Below are 15131 nucleotides of genomic sequence, written 5' to 3' on the forward strand. Positions count from 1 at the left end.
GGCCGCCTGAGACGCGGCCGCCATGTCCGCCGCTCCGCTAAACACGGGGGCTGCGCGGCGGACACGCCAACGTCACCGCTGAATGCCACGCCATTTTTGCAGAACTTGACGCACACAACTTCGCCATTTCTGGACCTTCCGACGCGCTTCTCTCAACCTGTACTTCACGCTACGACGTAAGTGACGTGCATGGCGCGAACGGCTTCCCATCTGGACGTCGACAGAACCCGCTACGCTTGAAAGCATCGACCTGCAGCGGCTCGGACTATACAAAGTCCAACGAAGTTGCAGCTATAGTCACCTTTTCGACCGGCGCCAACCATCCGCGCGCGCCTCATCTTCTGAACAGAACATTCGCTCACCCTTGGCAGGGCTGATCACTGTCTCGTCATAGAAACGCTGGCCGGGGAGGTGGTAGATGCGAACGCCCTTGTTGCTGATGTTGCCCTTGATGTCGCATGAGCCGGAGAGCAGTCGAACTGGATTCGTGGTTTCAGGCTTAGGGGCCTGCTGTGCGGCACGCCATTCCCAAGGAGGCTGAAACTCGCCTTGCCAGATCCCGCGCCTGGCCAGCCGAGCTTCGTCCTGGTGCCCCGCGTAGGCGCCGCCCGAATGCTGCGGCCAGTCCATTGCGTGGCCGGCTGTGACCAGCCATCCTGCCACCGCCGTGCCGTCGGAACGATAGCAGTCGCCGACGAAGCGGCCGTAGCGATCCCAATCTATGAATGTGCAGGTTACGGGCCGGGATTTCGCCAGCCAGGCATCAAGCGCTTTCGCAGAAGACTGGCCGCAGCGGTAGTTCTTGCCCTTTGAATTCCGGCAGAGCTGAGCACTCTCAGGCGCATCGATGCTATTGAGACGCACGCGCGTGCCGGCAATGTCGATCGTGTCTCCGTCGATGATGGTCGCGCGGCCTGAGATTGTGTTGCTGTCAGAGGCCGGCTGTTCGCTTGAAACCAGCGGTGCTACCGGCGAAGAAGTTGCCGCTGGTTCAGTGCCAGGCTCCGCGAGATAATCGCCTAAAATCCAGCCCGAATAGTTCCCGTATGAAACGTGATGCCAAGAGCCTTCGCGCTTCGATGACAACACTGCAGATCCAACTGGGACGGTGAGTACAATCTGGGACTCAGCCGATGGGGATGTCCGTAGGCGAACATTTGCGGTGCTATAAAGTGTCTTTTGAACGGAAGGGGCGGGCCCGGCATAAGCGTCTGTACCCTGGGAGGCCCGGGGGTCCGGTTCTACTGTCGCGGGCTTTAGATTCGGCTGCACGAATCCGGTGGTTAATAACCGTTCTCCGGTAATCTTGGTTTCATTATACGGCGTGCTGCACCAAACCAGTCCAGCGCCAATGGCGAGTAGCACAAGGGCGAGCGGGCCCTTCGAAGACGGCTTAATTTGAGAAGCAACTAATTGCGACGGCGCGCGAGGCACGGGCTGTCGCTTCGACGAAACAACCTCTGAATAAGAAAGTCCGGTGCCCGGGATGCTCGTGCTGAGGCGCTTTTTGCCTGTTGTGCTAACTGTATATCCAAGCCCTTTCGGTCCAACCCGCACGCTGGCACTTTTCGCGTTGAGATTTATCCGGACTCCCGGCGCAATCCTTACAGATTTTCGAAATCGGAATACCATCCCCAAGCGCCCCCCGTGAACATGATGTGGCGAAAGCCACAGCGAGTCGAGTCGGTTGGACCCTCTGTGCCCTTTATCGCCGACGATCTAATTGAATCCTTCGATCACGTCCTATCCGAGGAGGTCTTCAAGCTGTTTGGGGAGATAGGATGTGCCGGTCGTGCGATATCGCCAAGGCAGTTATTCCCAGCGTGACGATCCATGAGCTCGGATAGTTGTGCTCGTTTTCCGTTGGTGCAAATGACCGCCTTGGGGATCAATCCACGGTCCAACGCCCATGTCATGGGCGGTCGCAACAGTAGATGTTCTCTATCTGTGCTGCGAAAGTCGCATAAGATTGCAGCCTGGAACTCAATCGTAGGACGGTGGCGCTCAGGCAGCACTAGCCTTTTAGCTCGGACTACCGGCCGATACAAAATAAGTCCGCTTCTTCCAGCGATGCCCAACCTCTTCACAGACGTCGTTGCCCTAATAAAGCCGAGCTCATCACGAGCGCCATTGTAACCTTCATAGTGTTTGTTCGGGGGCAACATGTACATTGCGCGCCTAAAAGGGTCGCTTGGGCACGGAATGAGGTCGCGGACCAGATTTTCGATACCCGACTACCCGTTCGAGGAACAAAGGGCACGCGATGAAACGCTGGACCATCGTCGTCGAAGGCCCTCTCGCCTTTCGAATGCGTAGAATCGCTGCCGCGCGCCACGGCGAAACCGGCGTTCAAATCCTTACTATGCCGCAGCTTGCCGCCCGCTTGGCCGGCGGCTTTACGCAACCTGCGCTCAGAGAAACGGCTTGATCGCAACCTCTCCCGTTTTCATAAGGATCCCTCCTTCAGGGTCCACGAAGAACTCGTTGGCCGATCTGGGCGGTTGCTTTCTCGGCATCGTTCCGGAGCTCGAGCCTAGGCACGACCACGCAAGCTATCTTGCGAACTGGCTCGAAATTCTCAGCAACGAGAACCGCTTCATCTTCGCCGCGGCAGCGCATGCCCAGCGGGCGGCTCAATCACCTGCATGAGCTTCAGCGGAGGGCGACACAGGTCGCGGAGTAAACGAGGGCGAGCCTGCGGCTTCGGAGGAGCAACATGATTTGGCGGCAAGTGATTGCGCCTTATATGGCTACGGGGACGGCGGTTTTTCTACTGCTCGGCAACAGAAACTCTTGAATTCGATCCAGCTTTCACCAACTTTTTTGCTGGGCGCGTCACCCGGCGGTACAGACGGCGGGACAGATACAGCCCTCCTTCGTGCACTTCGGAGGATCTGGCTTTGAGCGCGGGATTCTGTAACAGATAGATGTATTGTCAGGGACGCCTGAGATGCGCCGGGATTATCGCAACTGGGATACTGTGATGCTTTTGGTCGGGTATCGGGTTCATACTGATCCTATGGTCCACGCCGATTATCAAGGCGCTAGCCGAGTGATTCAGAAAGGGGGCTCCTAGGCCGCCCTCCTATGTCGAATTTGTATTTTCAGAAGCAGCCGCACTTCGACGATCCGCATCCCGCCCCGGATGGCACCGAAACTGCGAGCGCTTCCGCGCGTGACTCCACGTTCGCCGCGTAGACGGAATCGTCGATAAACTGCTCGCAATCTTTGCCTGCCATCTCGCATCCTCTTCCTTGCGCGTTAGCTTAACCAGGGCCGGGTGGTACTCGCCTTACTGTCGGTCTGTTGGCATCCGCATTCCGATCGGAGGGGCAATGGTGTGCCGAGCTTTATACTGTGTCCAAAGCTCGATCTGAAAACGAGCGCTGTGAAATCGCAGCAAAAGAGGTGAAGAGTGGGCCAGCGCCGAAAACAAACTCCCGGTCCTACAGTGTACCTGCTTGACAGCGAAGCCTTGAGGCAGCAGCGCGCGCTAAACAGGCTTCATTCGGTCATCATTCTCATCGGCCTTATGGCACTCGCCGCATGGACAGGGTACGTGATCAGCGGGTCCGACGGCATCGTTCTCGGCCTCATCCTGTCCGGTATCGCCCTCCTGGTCGGCTCCACCTCCGGCGGCGCCCTGTTCCGGCAGGCCTATGGGGCCATCGTCGTGGACCGGCACAGCGATCCTGGACTCGTCATACTGATCGCAGAGCTCGCGCGCCGCGCCGGCCTGCCTCGCGCGCCGACTCTCCACCTGCTGCCGTCGCCCGTCCTGCAGGCCATGGCTGCCGGCGATCGGCAAGATCCCGCCATCGCCGTCACCAGCGGTCTCCTTCAGACGCTGCCGCCGCGTGAACTCGCTGCTGTTCTGGCGCATGAGATCGCCCATATCCGCCACGGCGACATCTTCATCATGCGGCTCGCGGCGACGGCTGGAGCCATGACGCAGGTGATGTCAAGCGTCGGCTTATTCCTGCTTTTCGCGCTGCTGCCGGTGCTCTGGGCGACGGGCGAGTTTCTGTCGCCCTTCGGCATTCTGCTCCTGACCTTTTCGCCCACTGTTAGCGATCTTCTCCAGCTCTCGCTTTCAAGGCGGCGGGAGTTCCTGGCCGACGCAGGGGCCGTGGAGCTCACGGGCGATCCGCAGGCATTGGCCCTTGCTCTGCGACGGATCGAAGCCATACAGGGAGATGATTGGGAGCGTTTCGACTCGCGCGGGGCACGGTGGCTGCACTGGTTCCGGACGCATCCGAGCACAAGCGAGCGCATTGCGCGCCTGGCGGAACTCGTCTCGCCCGTTCGGCCTGATCTTCCGCTTGCGAACCGGACGGCCTATCTCGACTCGCTCGCCGGACGCGGCGATCGGTCCTGGCGGCAGAATCTCATGCGCCCGTTCGTGTAGGAGGGCAAAGCGTTGGCTCCCGCTAAACGACGCCTAGAGAGATCGAATCGCGAAGAGAAGACAGATCGTGCGTGGAACTTCGCTTAGGCGGGTGCTCGGCTCGGACGTGTTTGTATGCCGGACGACCAGCAGCGAGGGGGCCAGCATGGCCACCCCGCTACATCCCTTTTCATGGTCCGAAGAGTCCCATGCCGCGTCTTTGGCCGTGTCACTTAGCCTCATCCAGTTGCTGAGCGTGCTCGAAATGCCTCTGGACAATGGGAGCGGTCTTTTGCGCGTGTACCTTTAACGCCGCGGCGTCTCCGCTTTCGGCATAGGAGCTCATCAGCGCAAGCGCTTCCCGATGAGCAGCCACCTGAGCGTCAACATAAGCTTCATCGAAAGCTTCGTTGTCAGCGGTCTTTAGTGCCTCGACCTTGCTGGCGTGCTTCTTTGTCATTTCAGCCGGGACGGTGACGCCGTCTTTCTGCGCGGCAGCCATCAGGTCCTTGGACGCTTTCGTATGATCGTTGATCATCATCTGCGCGAACTCCTGGATGGCGGCTGTTTGCGACTTTTGCATCGCCAGCTCGCTTGAACGGATTTCCAACAAATCGGAGCTGGCCGCCATCGTCGCGAACTCCTGCGGCGATATCTTTGCCGTCTGAGCAAGTGCGATCGAGCCCATCAGTCCGACCGCAGCGGCCGCAATGGCCGTTCTCATGATGTTCATCTCGTCCTCCTTCATGTTTTCGCCAACGGGCCCTCCAACCCGCTCGATTGACGATTGTTCCTGCGAAATCTGATGACGTTCCTGCCATCCCTCGGTGACAACGTGGTCAGCATGCTCGCTGTCATCAACCGGTGCCTTTCTGGCATTCCTAGACCAACGCGCTGTCAGTCGCTCCCCATCTGCCCGCCATGAAGCGCCCTTGAGAGATGTCCATAGGCGTCAGCCGTACAACCTTCCCCGGGAGGCAAAGTAGTCATGACCGGCCCTCCCCAGGCGCGCCGGCGCAACGAAAGTCACTTGCCAGCGTTGCCGTTGATCGAAGCCGCAGGAGGACGAAATGGCCGATGACAAGACGAAGCGTGATTTCCGCGACCGTAACCGCGTAGCCGTCGACGAGGATTATGAGGTGGAACATTTCGCCCGCGAGAACGGCATCACGCCAGAGCAGGTCCGCGAGCTAATAAAAGCCACCGGGAATGACCGCGACGCTTTGACAGCCGCTGCAAAGCAATTGAAAACCGTTCTGCAAGGAGGTCCGCTGACCGGCTGATAGAGACATCACCGTGGTTGACGTGGCTGTGGGTGGCACAAGGCGTCTGCAAGGAGGCGGGTACGAAACGGTCTTGGGTCATCTGGGGAAATTGTCACTCACCACAGCCTCCCTACGGGACCTGACCTCACCGACGTTTATCTAGACCTGCTGCGCCGCTGGTTGATGTTGGTGTGGTAGGCCGCGCTGAATGCCCACCCCCGGGAAAACAGTCGACGGGGAAATTCGAGCCTGTGTGGGCACCATTCGGCACCTACGTGCGAGCATACAGGCTGCGGCAAGAATCGACAGGGCTCGCGTTGAGAGCGCTGGGGCAGGTCGTTTCGGATGCCTTCAATCTCAGACCCGGAGCTTGAGAACCGCTAGGGGCCATTGCAGGTTGTGCTTTGACCATTCGGTCTCGCGTTCAGCTCACGTGCCGAATGTGCCGAGCGAATGGAACCGATCACGCTTCGTAAAACCTCGAGTTTTGCGATGCCTGGTTTGTTTGACGGCCTACAGATCAAGCGGCCTTGTCGAAATTCGAACCCGTCCAGCCTTAAAATGTTCTGCCGGACCGAGGCGGAGGGCTTTGTGCGGAAGGTGATCGCAATCGCTTCGGGTCCTGTGTCGATCTGGCTCAGGCCTAACGCTGCCGCATCCATTCGCAATCGAGTTACCTCCAGCAGCGTAGCCACTTCGCTCGGCATGGCTCCAAAGCGGTCCTCCACTTCGTCGGCAAATGCGTTGATGTCCAAATGCGTGCTCATGCGGAACAACCGCGAATACAGGCTGAGGCGTATGGCTGGCTCCGGCACATAGCTTTCTGGGAATGACCCTCCGGCCTGCAAGTTGATGTCTGGGAGGTGCGTGTCAGCGCCGGGCCAGCCTCGAGCAACCAATGAGGCACGCTCGAGCAGTCGATGATAGAGCCCGACTCCGATCAACTTTACGTGGCCCGCCTGTTCTTCGCCGAAAAGATCGCCGGCGCCGCGCAGGTCGAGGTCCCTTTGGCTGATGGCCAGGCCAGAGCCAAGCCGGTCGAGAGCTACAAGAGCCGAAAGTCGGGACCTTGTGCCTTCAGCCAATTCCTTGCCGGGCTCGGTCAAGAGAAGTGCAATGCCTTGCGCCCTTCCTCTGCCTACACGACCCCGAAGCTGGTGGAGCTGTGCAAGTCCGAAATGGTCGGCCCGCCAAACGAGAATGGTGTTTGCCCGCGGTATATCAAGTCCGCTTTCGATGATGTCAGTGGCCAACAAAATGTCGCCTTCGCCTGCGGCGAACCGGACAACTATCTCGTCCAGCTTGCGCCCTTTCATTTCGCCATGCGCGATCTTCACCGATAGCTGCGGAACCAGCCTGCCCAGTTGTTCAACGACATTCTCGATGTCATCTATGCGTGGTACGACAAAGAAGCTTTGTCCTCCGCGGCGGTATTCGCGCAATAGAGCAGCTTTGGCCGAACCGGCATCGAAAGGAGCCAAGATGGTGCGAACCGGACGCCGCTTGGCAGGTGGTGTGTTCAGGACGCTGACTTCCTGCACGCCCGCCATCGCCAATTGAAGCGTGCGGGGTATCGGCGTGGCGCTCATGGTCAGAGTGTGGAGGCATGGCGCCAACCCTCGCAGTGATTGCTTCAGCTTGGCCCCGAACCGATGCTCTTCGTCGATTACGAGCAGCCCGAGATCGCTAAAGGCCACTCCTTTGGCCGCAACAGCATGGGTCCCGACGACGACTGCGATGTTACCGCTTCTCAGACCATCCTTCACTTTCCTTGTCTCTGTCGATCCGACCACCCTGGACAGGTGAGAAACTTGGATGTTGAACTCTGCGAAACGCCGGCAGAACGTTTCGTAATGCTGACGCGCGAGCACCGTGGTGGGCGCAACGATAGCAACCTGCTTGCCGCAGAATGCGGCCGCAGCACACGCCCGAAGCGCCACCTCCGTCTTTCCAAACCCGACGTCGCCGCAGACCAGCCGGTTCATCGTTTTACCCGACGACAGGTCATCCATCACGGCTCGGATTGCGGCGGCTTGGTCGGGGGTCGCGGTATAGGGGAATCGCGCCGCGAAGCGAGCAAGATCAGCACGCGGCGGCTTGATCATTTCGGCGGACTGGCAGGACCTGGCCTTCGCAATGGCGACAAGCCGCTTGGCTACCTTCTCGATATCGCGGACTACAGACTGGCGCCGCTTCTTCCAGCCTTCGCTTTCTAGTCGGTCCAAGGCTATCGCTTCTGGCTCGGATCCATAGCGCCATATACGGCCAAACTCCTCCACTGGGGCCAGCAAGAAAGCGCCGCCATGATATTCAAGCTTTACGACATCCTGTTGCAGGCCAGCCACTTCAATTTGTTCGATCGCGGCAAGCACGCCTATGCCATGGTCTTCGTGGACCACCAGATCACCGAGCTGCAGGTCGGGTTCGACAATGCCGCTGCCGGGCCTCGCGTTTCCATTCATTGAGGGGCCGAATATATCCGCTGCCGCAATGACCGCAATTCGGGATGGTTCGTCGACAAAGCCCTCTGTGAGATCAAATTCCGCCTTGAGAAGGGAGCCTCTTTCGACAGAGAGGATTTGCGGCCAATCGGCGACTGGGTCCATTTTGCGACCGAACTTACGGTCGCACAGCCGCTCTGCTCGGCGCAGTTCCGAAGCTTCGCCTGTGACCACCACACTAAACCCCGAGCTTGCGCGCGCCTGGGCGAACTCGGCGAATTCGTGCCCGGCTCGCGGCAGGTGGAAGAATTTGGGAATTCGGCCAACCGGGACCATAAGACGCAAGCAATGGCGACCCCGTAGCGAGTCGTCCCATTCCTCACGCGACAAATAAAACTGTTTCGCCGCGGACCGCCCCTTCGCGGATATTTGCCGCCTGCCGCGCCACGCCTCCTCTATGAGGTCCAAGACGCGTGCGAGCGAAATTTCTTCCAATCCATCCAGGAAGCAGATGTTAGCTGTTGATGCGACATCGAAGAGCGCCGGCAAGTCGGAGTAGTGCGAGACCAGGCGTTCCTCCATCGGGATGGTGCGCATCGCTGCAGGGTCGAACTCGTTGCCGGATTCCAACATAAGCTCAGACGCCGGGCCGACTACGACTCTGTGCAGCGATCGCTCGCTTCGTTGAGTGATTTGGTCGTATGCCTTAAGTTCGGAGATGGTGCCGCCAGGGCCCAGTACAACACGAATAGGGTGGTCACGGTCGGCAGGAAAAATGTCGATAAGATCGCCGCGGACGGCCATCTCGCCTGGTTCGTCGACCCGATCGTCGACAACATAGCCAGTTCTCTCAGCCAATACACGAAGTGCCCTCGGGTCCACCTCCTGTCCGATCTGCAGGGTCGCGAAACCCTGGCCGATTGCGGAGGGAGGCGGTACCCGCTGCAGGGCAGATTCGACCGAAGTAACCGTGATGCGGGGTCTTTTCGTAGCGGCCGCAACAGCATGAACAACGCTGACCCGCCGCCCCATAGTGGCGCGAGTGGGCCACACCCTGTCGTATGGCAGGCAATCCCACGGCGGCATGTACAGGATATCAGCTTTTGGGAGGAAGTGGCGCAATGCCTTTGTGATGTCAGCGGCACTGCGTTCGGAACTCGCGATATGGAGCATGTCCCCATTTCGAGTGGTTTCCAACGCGCTGACCAATGCCGCAGCTACTGCGGCAGCTGGCGGTGTGTCGCCTTCTCCTCCTGATGCAAGTTCGCACTGCTCAGCCTTTCCGGCATTGGTCTCTCTATCCACGTCTCACCTTCCGATCCTGGGACAAAACGGCCGCGAGGCGCCCGGTGTTCCGTTGGGCGGCACAGTTGCCGACGCTCGGCCTTCAGCAACGTCGCAAAGCGGCAACCGTTGCCTTGCCCAGCGTGTGATCGGATCGTGCGCCATGAGAATAGAGTGCCGCACTGTCTAGCAATGCGTGCATTGCGAGGTTTCCTGAGCAAGTCGCGAATCCGGGGGCGCTACGGCTTTGTGGATTCTTTCTGGGACGAAACGGCAGCGGCTGGTCGATAGCGGCTTAGGCATCTGTGGTCGGCATTCCAATTGCCCGTTGCTAGACTTGGCCAAATGACTCGCTATCAGATGGACCCAAGTTCTCAGGCTCAGCAATCATTCGACGGTTGCTGTCCAAAAGCTCATGCACACCGTCGGCGTGCTAGACTCCAAGCATCCCGTCACAAAATCGGCAATCAACAGGTTGGCGCTACCATTGGCGATATGCATCCGCATCGAGTCTTCGCACCGATCCGGACGTGCCTGGTAACCCTCGCCCGCCATAGACCCCCAAGGACTTGCCCAGGGCTTCACTCTATCGCTCGAACCCTGCGTCGGTCGGCAGCCACAGCGACAGCGGAAAGCCCCAGATCAGCACGAGCCGACCGATCAGCCGCGGCACGACGATCTGCTTGCGCTGGACCGAGATCCTCGAGCTCGCTGCCCGCCGCCGGACGCAGGCCGGAGCGAGGAACGAAGACTCGCCGATGGTGGCGTCGCCCGATACGTAGTCGAGATTGGGGCGGAAGCGGTCCCAGGCCTTGCCGACCGAGGTGGCCCAGTCGAAGCTGTGGTCCTTCGTCATGCGATGGCGGCCACCGTGGCCGAGATCGCCTTCGACACCGAGGAGACCTGGAAGATGGTGGTGCTGCTGACCTTAGAGGGCGTCATCCCGGTTGCTGCGAAGGCCATAGCCTTGGTCAAGGATCATCTGCCGCCATGCACCACCGCAACGGCGAAGCCGCGAAACGTAGATGCTTCCTTGACCTTCTTATGATGTCCGGCAGGGCGGCCACCGCCTTCTCGACGCTCCGACACGCCATCAGCCCCACCTTTCAAGAGCCTGCCTGAGTTTTTTAACGGAGGCGGGGAACATGGATGCTGCCTCGCGGTTGGACCTCGGAAAGCTAATTCGCAGCCTGAAGGAAAGCGGCCGAGCTCGCTCTCGCGACGCCGCGAACAGCTCCTATAGGAGATTACGCATGCGAGCGCTGGTTTGGCATGGAAAAGAAGACATACGTTGCGACGAGGTTACCGACCCCGAAATCGAAGACCCGCGCGACGTCATCGTCAAGGTGACGAGCTGCGCGATCTGCGGCTCGGATCTGCACCTCTATCACAACCTCATTCCGGCAATTCTGCCCGGCGACATTATGGGCCACGAAATGATGGGTGAGGTGGTGGAAGTTGGATCCGAGATAAACGGCGCGCTTAGGAAGGGAGACCGCATCGTCGTTCCCTTCACCATAATTTGCGGGGAATGTGACCAGTGCAAGCGCAAGAACTTTTCGGTCTGCGAACGTACCAACCGCAACAAGAACATCGCCGACAAGGCGTTCGGTCACACGACGGCTGGGCTGTTTGGGTATACCCATCTGACCGGCGGTTACCCGGGCGGACAAGCCGAGTATGTTCGCGTACCATTTGCCGATGCAACGCACATCAAGGTACCGGTCGGGCTCTCCGATGAGCAGGTCCTCTTCCTTGGCGACATATTGCCAACTGGCTGGCAGGCTGCTGTTCAGTGCGAGATCGAGCCCTCCGATACCGTCGCGATCTGGGGCTGTGGCCCGGTGGGGCAGATGGCAATCCGCAGCGCCATTCTTCTCGGTGCCAAGCAGGTCGTGGGCATAGATTGCCTGCCCGAACGCCTTTCCATGGCCGGAGCGGGCGGCGCGATCACCATCAACTTCCTGGAGGAGAGCGTTGTTGAAAGGCTGAACGAGCTTACAGGCGGCAAGGGGCCAGATAAATGCATCGACGCCATCGGGATGGAAAGTCACGTGTCTTTTCGTCAACCAGACACCGTTTATGACCGCGCGAAGCAGATGATGCTGATGGAGAGCGATCGGCCCCACGTGCTGCGTGAAATGATCTATGTCTGCAGGCCAGCCGGCGTCATCTCAATCGCGGGCGTGTATAGCGGGTTCGTCGACAAGATCCCGATTGGCCAAGCCATGAACAAGGGCCTGACCTTCAGGATGGGCCAGACGCATGTGAACCGCTGGACCGACGACCTACTGCGTCGCATCGAAGAAGGTCAGGTCGACCCGTCGTTTGTCATCACCCACACTGCCGGGCTCGAACAAGGACCCGAGATGTACCAGATCTTTCGCGACAAGCAGGACAGTTGCGTCAAAGTCGTACTGAAGCCATAGGACCAGTGTCATGAACATGCTTAGCAAATTCGGCAATCTCAGCAGATGGCCAAGCGACCCAAGGGTCGTAAAATCTGGCCCAAAGGCGCTTGCGCCCTCCGATATGGTAGCGCGCAAACTTGGATGGTTTAGCATCGCGCTTGGCATGGCCGAACTTATAAGCTCCGAGCGCATCGCCCGCGCACTCGGCATGCCTGGTAAGGAAGGCTTGATCCGTGCCTACGGAGCGCGGGAAATCAGCAGCGGCATTCTGTCCTTGTCGGCAGACAAAAAGCCGGGGCTTTGGAGCCGTGTGGCCGGTGATGGGCTCGACATCGCAACGCTCCTATGGGCGCTCCGGCACGACAACCCAAAGCGTGACAACGTCGGACTTGCATTGGTGCTCGTTGCCGGTGTGACACTCATCGATTTATTGACCGTGCAAAACGTAAGCGCCCGGCACGCTCGCGGCCGCCGCCAACCGCAGGATTTCGGTGACCGCAGCGGCTTCCCGCGGGGTCTCGAAGCTGTGCGGGGCCTTGCGCGTAAAGACATGTCACCCGCCAGCCAGAATTGAGCGGTGGCTGACCTCAGGAGACGGTCTTTCCGCATGCCCGTGCCTGCCGCCGGGCACAGTCCCGATGGCAAGCTCCGGCTCCTGCACAGCCAAGCTTCGAACCGGGGCTTCGGCTGCCTTCCAGTCGGGCGTGAAGAAGCCGTGGTCCATGCGCCAGCGACCCAGGACTAGCCGGGCATGATACCGATCCGTCCCAAGCTGCGATGCCGTACCCCGCGTGCAGCCCGGTCAGCCGCTAGCACTCTGATCTGGTCGACCAAGTCCTTTCTTTGTAGCGAGATTTTGTTTTTCTTTCAGCAGCCGAACGATCGCGTCGACGGGCGGTGCAAGCTCGGGCGGCGACTTGCTGTTCGAGCGCCACAAGTGTTCAAACAATGTTCTCAGTATGCGCATTGTCGTAACCTCCTGGACCACCAAACTTGGCTTGGGCGTTGTTGTTCCTGAACGGCACGCCAAGCCCGCTGGGGGTGACACGGAGGCTCAATCTGGAGAAACGACCTGAAGTGCTCGCGTCTCGGATTGTTGCAAATTATACCGGCGGGAGGACGGACGAGTAGAACTTCGTTGGGCTTCGAGATGATCTAGTGGCTCGTCAGCAGGCGGTTTGTCTTCCTTCCGGAACCCTGGCCGAGCCAAAGGCGTTCGGGTCGTGCAGCACTTGCCCTAGGGCTGAAAGATCGGACTCCCCCCTTCCGATCAGCCCACGTCCTTCCCATCCCCTCGGGGTGCGGGCCCCTATTTTGTTTGGCGTGCTGGAGCGGCGCGGCTGAAGGCGTAGCGGGCCTTTTTTGTTTCCGTGTGGAACTTCGGCGCGGGCTGAAAGTTTGATTCGTGCAGCTGCGACATGGATGACTCCCGACGGCCCGCGTCCTTTTTTCCCGAAGGGCGCGGGCTTTCTTTCTGCACGGAACACCGGGGCGGTGCACATTTCGCCGGCTTGCAGCGAAATGGCCGCTTGCGCGCTGCCTCAATCCCTCGCCTTCAGGCCCTGTTGTCTGCCGTCATATAGTGTGATCCTTGCTATCAACAATATTTTGGAATCCCATCACCAGCCGTCACTGGGCGCCGCGAGTGGAGATGCTTGACAGTGATTACCGGCTCGGGTTTTTGGAACTTATTCAGGCTTTTCAGCGTTCTATGACATGCCTCACGATCGAGCCAACCGTCTGCTGGGCGTCGCCACCACTGCGAAAATCGGCGGTCATCCGATCCATCCCATGTTGATTCCTTTTCCGATCGCATTGTTTGTGTCGGTGTTCCTCTCAGACCTGGTGTTTTGGTCGACCGAGAATGCTTTCTGGGCCGAGGCTTCTTTTTGGCTGCTCGGGTTTGCCTTGCTTATGAGCGCCGCAGCGGCGCTGGCCGGCTTTGCCGATTTCCTTGGAAATGCAGTCGTACGCTCTTTCGGCGCCGCGTGGCACCACATGATAGGCAATGTCATCGCAGTGGTACTCGCCTTGGCTAATTTCGTTTTGCGGCTCAGTACAGGCGCAGTCGAGGCGACTCTGCCTTGGGGATTGGCCCTGTCTACGCTTGTTGTCCTGCTTCTTGTTTACACTGGCTGGAAGGGCGGAACGCTCGTCTACGAGCACAGGGTAGGAGTGCATCCTGAGGAGGGTGAGGGCACCAGTTCTCGTGCGGGACGATTTTGATGAGGTCTTGGCATGGCCGACCTGCGGGGACGCGTTGTCGTGGTCACCGGCGCTTCGAGCGGCCTCGGCAGAGCGGCTGCTCTTGGGTTCTCGCGACAAGGGGCGCGGCTGGTACTGGTTTCTAGAAACGACGACGCGCTCGACAACATCGCTAAGGAATGCGTCGACTCAGGCGGTGAGGCACTGACCTTTCCCGCCGATGTGGCAGACTACAGCGCGGTCGAGGAAATCCGTGGTTTTGCAGTATCGCATTTCGGCCGGATTGACGTCTGGGTGAATTGCGCCGCAGTGCTGATTTTCGGGCGTTTTGAGGAAGTTCCGCCTCCGCTGTTCCACCGTCTGGTCGACACGAATGTGTTTGGCTACATCAACGGATCTCAGGTCGCCCTCAAGCAATTCCGCTCTCAAGGAGACCGTGGAGTGCTGATCAACGTCAGTTCAATGCTCGGTGTCGCTCCAGAGCCTTTTGTCAGTATATATGTCGCGAGCAAGTTTTTCATACGCGGGCTCACAGCGTCCATCCGGCAGGAGTTGCGCACCACGCCAGACATTCATGTGTGTGCTATCCTTCCTGCAGCCATGGACACCCCTATCTACCAGAAAGCGGCGAATCTGTTCGGCCGCAAGGCGCGATCCATTGTCCCTGTTTACTCCGCCGAGCGGGCCGCCTCTGCAATTGTCGGCGCAGCGAGCCATCCTCGACGCGAGATCAGGGTTGGCGGCTTTGCATTCGTGTTGGAATTTGGCTGCCGGGTTGCGCCATCACTGGTGGAATGGATAGTCGCTGTTGTGGGGCCACGTCTACAGTTTCAGGAAAACGCCGAACAACCGCACGATGGCAACTTGATGGCAAGTGTGTCCCCTCACGAAGTTTGCCGGCCGCTGGCGCCAGTACTGGACGAAGGCTGTTGGGCGTCACTCCCCTTGATCGTCGCGTGCCCTTTGAGCACGTGCCCAGCCACCGCTTCCAACCTCTAGTGAATGGATTGGAACACAATCTTGCTGTTGCGGATGACGAAGCTGTCTGCACCGTCGGTAGCGTTGAAACTGCGCGAAGTAGCGGACCAGATCAGAATGGCGTAGGGACCCCGAACCTGCTTTGCCAAGAATTCGAATT

Annotated in this window: 11 protein-coding genes and 1 pseudogene; 8 read left to right on the forward strand and 4 right to left on the reverse strand. The window is 59.2% G+C overall.

The genetic code is table 11. The features are described from left to right. Positions 1-297 precede the first annotated feature (297 nt). Positions 298-1632: a DUF4236 domain-containing protein gene (locus AC0L2B_RS02480; RefSeq protein WP_473513962.1), complete on the reverse strand. Its 1335-nt coding sequence runs from the start codon at positions 1630-1632 to the stop codon at positions 298-300. 779 nt (positions 1633-2411) lie between these two features. On the opposite strand from AC0L2B_RS02480, the pseudogene AC0L2B_RS02485 reads away from it, so the two are divergent. Together AC0L2B_RS02485 and AC0L2B_RS02490 are read left to right on the forward strand one after the other, a co-directional pair. Next, positions 2412-2683 (forward strand): annotated as a pseudogene (locus AC0L2B_RS02485) (zincin-like metallopeptidase domain-containing protein); the annotation flags it as partial. Positions 2684-3451: 768 nt separating this feature from the next. Next, on the forward strand, positions 3452-4408 hold the full coding sequence (locus AC0L2B_RS02490; RefSeq protein ID WP_473513964.1) for a zinc metalloprotease HtpX: 957 nt from the start codon (positions 3452-3454) through the stop codon (positions 4406-4408). Positions 4409-4616: 208 nt separating this feature from the next. On the opposite strand, the gene AC0L2B_RS02495 is transcribed toward AC0L2B_RS02490, so the two are convergent. Next, positions 4617-5120 (reverse strand): DUF4142 domain-containing protein, encoded by a 504-nt coding sequence (locus AC0L2B_RS02495; RefSeq protein WP_473513966.1) that lies wholly within the window; start codon positions 5118-5120, stop codon positions 4617-4619. 337 nt (positions 5121-5457) lie between these two features. Between AC0L2B_RS02495 and AC0L2B_RS02500 the strand changes: the two genes are divergently transcribed. Beyond that, positions 5458-5670, forward strand: coding sequence for a DUF3606 domain-containing protein (locus AC0L2B_RS02500; protein WP_065008854.1), 213 nt, complete (start codon positions 5458-5460; stop codon positions 5668-5670). 362 nt (positions 5671-6032) lie between these two features. On the opposite strand, the gene AC0L2B_RS02505 is transcribed toward AC0L2B_RS02500, so the two are convergent. Both AC0L2B_RS02505 and AC0L2B_RS02510 read right to left on the reverse strand, forming a co-directional pair. Continuing rightward, positions 6033-9398: a DEAD/DEAH box helicase gene (locus tag AC0L2B_RS02505; protein ID WP_473744044.1), complete on the reverse strand. Its 3366-nt coding sequence runs from the start codon at positions 9396-9398 to the stop codon at positions 6033-6035. A gap of 565 nt (positions 9399-9963) precedes the next feature. Then, positions 9964-10233 carry a hypothetical protein gene (locus AC0L2B_RS02510; protein WP_473513970.1) on the reverse strand — a complete coding sequence of 90 codons (270 nt, stop codon included), beginning with the start codon at positions 10231-10233 and terminating at the stop codon, positions 9964-9966. Positions 10234-10248: 15 nt separating this feature from the next. Here AC0L2B_RS02510 and AC0L2B_RS02515 point away from each other — a divergent pair, with 15 nt between their 5' ends. The 5 genes from AC0L2B_RS02515 (at position 10249) to AC0L2B_RS02535 (ending at position 14992) form a co-directional block, all read left to right on the forward strand. Then, positions 10249-10425 carry a hypothetical protein gene (locus AC0L2B_RS02515; protein ID WP_473513972.1) on the forward strand — a complete coding sequence of 59 codons (177 nt, stop codon included), beginning with the start codon at positions 10249-10251 and terminating at the stop codon, positions 10423-10425. 205 nt (positions 10426-10630) lie between these two features. Continuing rightward, on the forward strand, positions 10631-11806 hold the full coding sequence (locus AC0L2B_RS02520; RefSeq protein ID WP_473744046.1) for a zinc-dependent alcohol dehydrogenase: 1176 nt from the start codon (positions 10631-10633) through the stop codon (positions 11804-11806). A 10-nt stretch (positions 11807-11816) separates the two neighbouring features. Beyond that, positions 11817-12362, forward strand: coding sequence for a hypothetical protein (locus tag AC0L2B_RS02525; protein WP_473513976.1), 546 nt, complete (start codon positions 11817-11819; stop codon positions 12360-12362). Positions 12363-13504: 1142 nt separating this feature from the next. Continuing rightward, positions 13505-14014 carry a DUF2231 domain-containing protein gene (locus AC0L2B_RS02530; protein ID WP_473514081.1) on the forward strand — a complete coding sequence of 170 codons (510 nt, stop codon included), beginning with the start codon at positions 13505-13507 and terminating at the stop codon, positions 14012-14014. Between the two features lie 12 nt (positions 14015-14026). Next, on the forward strand, positions 14027-14992 hold the full coding sequence (locus tag AC0L2B_RS02535; RefSeq protein ID WP_473514080.1) for an SDR family oxidoreductase: 966 nt from the start codon (positions 14027-14029) through the stop codon (positions 14990-14992). Positions 14993-15131: the final 139 nt, after the last annotated feature.

It is taken from the genome of Mesorhizobium sp. WSM4815, from assembly GCF_055811575.1.

What these genes read in the sequence shown, in the direction of transcription:
- AC0L2B_RS02480 (WP_473513962.1), bottom strand. Translation starts at nt 1,632, where the DNA reads ATGGTATTCCGATTTCGAAAATCTGTAAGGATTGCGCCGGGAGTCCGG.
- AC0L2B_RS02495 (WP_473513966.1), bottom strand. Translation starts at nt 5,120, where the DNA reads ATGAACATCATGAGAACGGCCATTGCGGCCGCTGCGGTCGGACTGATG.
- AC0L2B_RS02500 (WP_065008854.1), top strand. Translation starts at nt 5,458, where the DNA reads ATGGCCGATGACAAGACGAAGCGTGATTTCCGCGACCGTAACCGCGTA.
- AC0L2B_RS02510 (WP_473513970.1), bottom strand. Translation starts at nt 10,233, where the DNA reads ATGACGAAGGACCACAGCTTCGACTGGGCCACCTCGGTCGGCAAGGCC.
- AC0L2B_RS02520 (WP_473744046.1), top strand. Translation starts at nt 10,631, where the DNA reads ATGCGAGCGCTGGTTTGGCATGGAAAAGAAGACATACGTTGCGACGAG.
- AC0L2B_RS02525 (WP_473513976.1), top strand. Translation starts at nt 11,817, where the DNA reads ATGAACATGCTTAGCAAATTCGGCAATCTCAGCAGATGGCCAAGCGAC.
- AC0L2B_RS02530 (WP_473514081.1), top strand. Translation starts at nt 13,505, where the DNA reads ATGCCTCACGATCGAGCCAACCGTCTGCTGGGCGTCGCCACCACTGCG.
- AC0L2B_RS02535 (WP_473514080.1), top strand. Translation starts at nt 14,027, where the DNA reads ATGGCCGACCTGCGGGGACGCGTTGTCGTGGTCACCGGCGCTTCGAGC.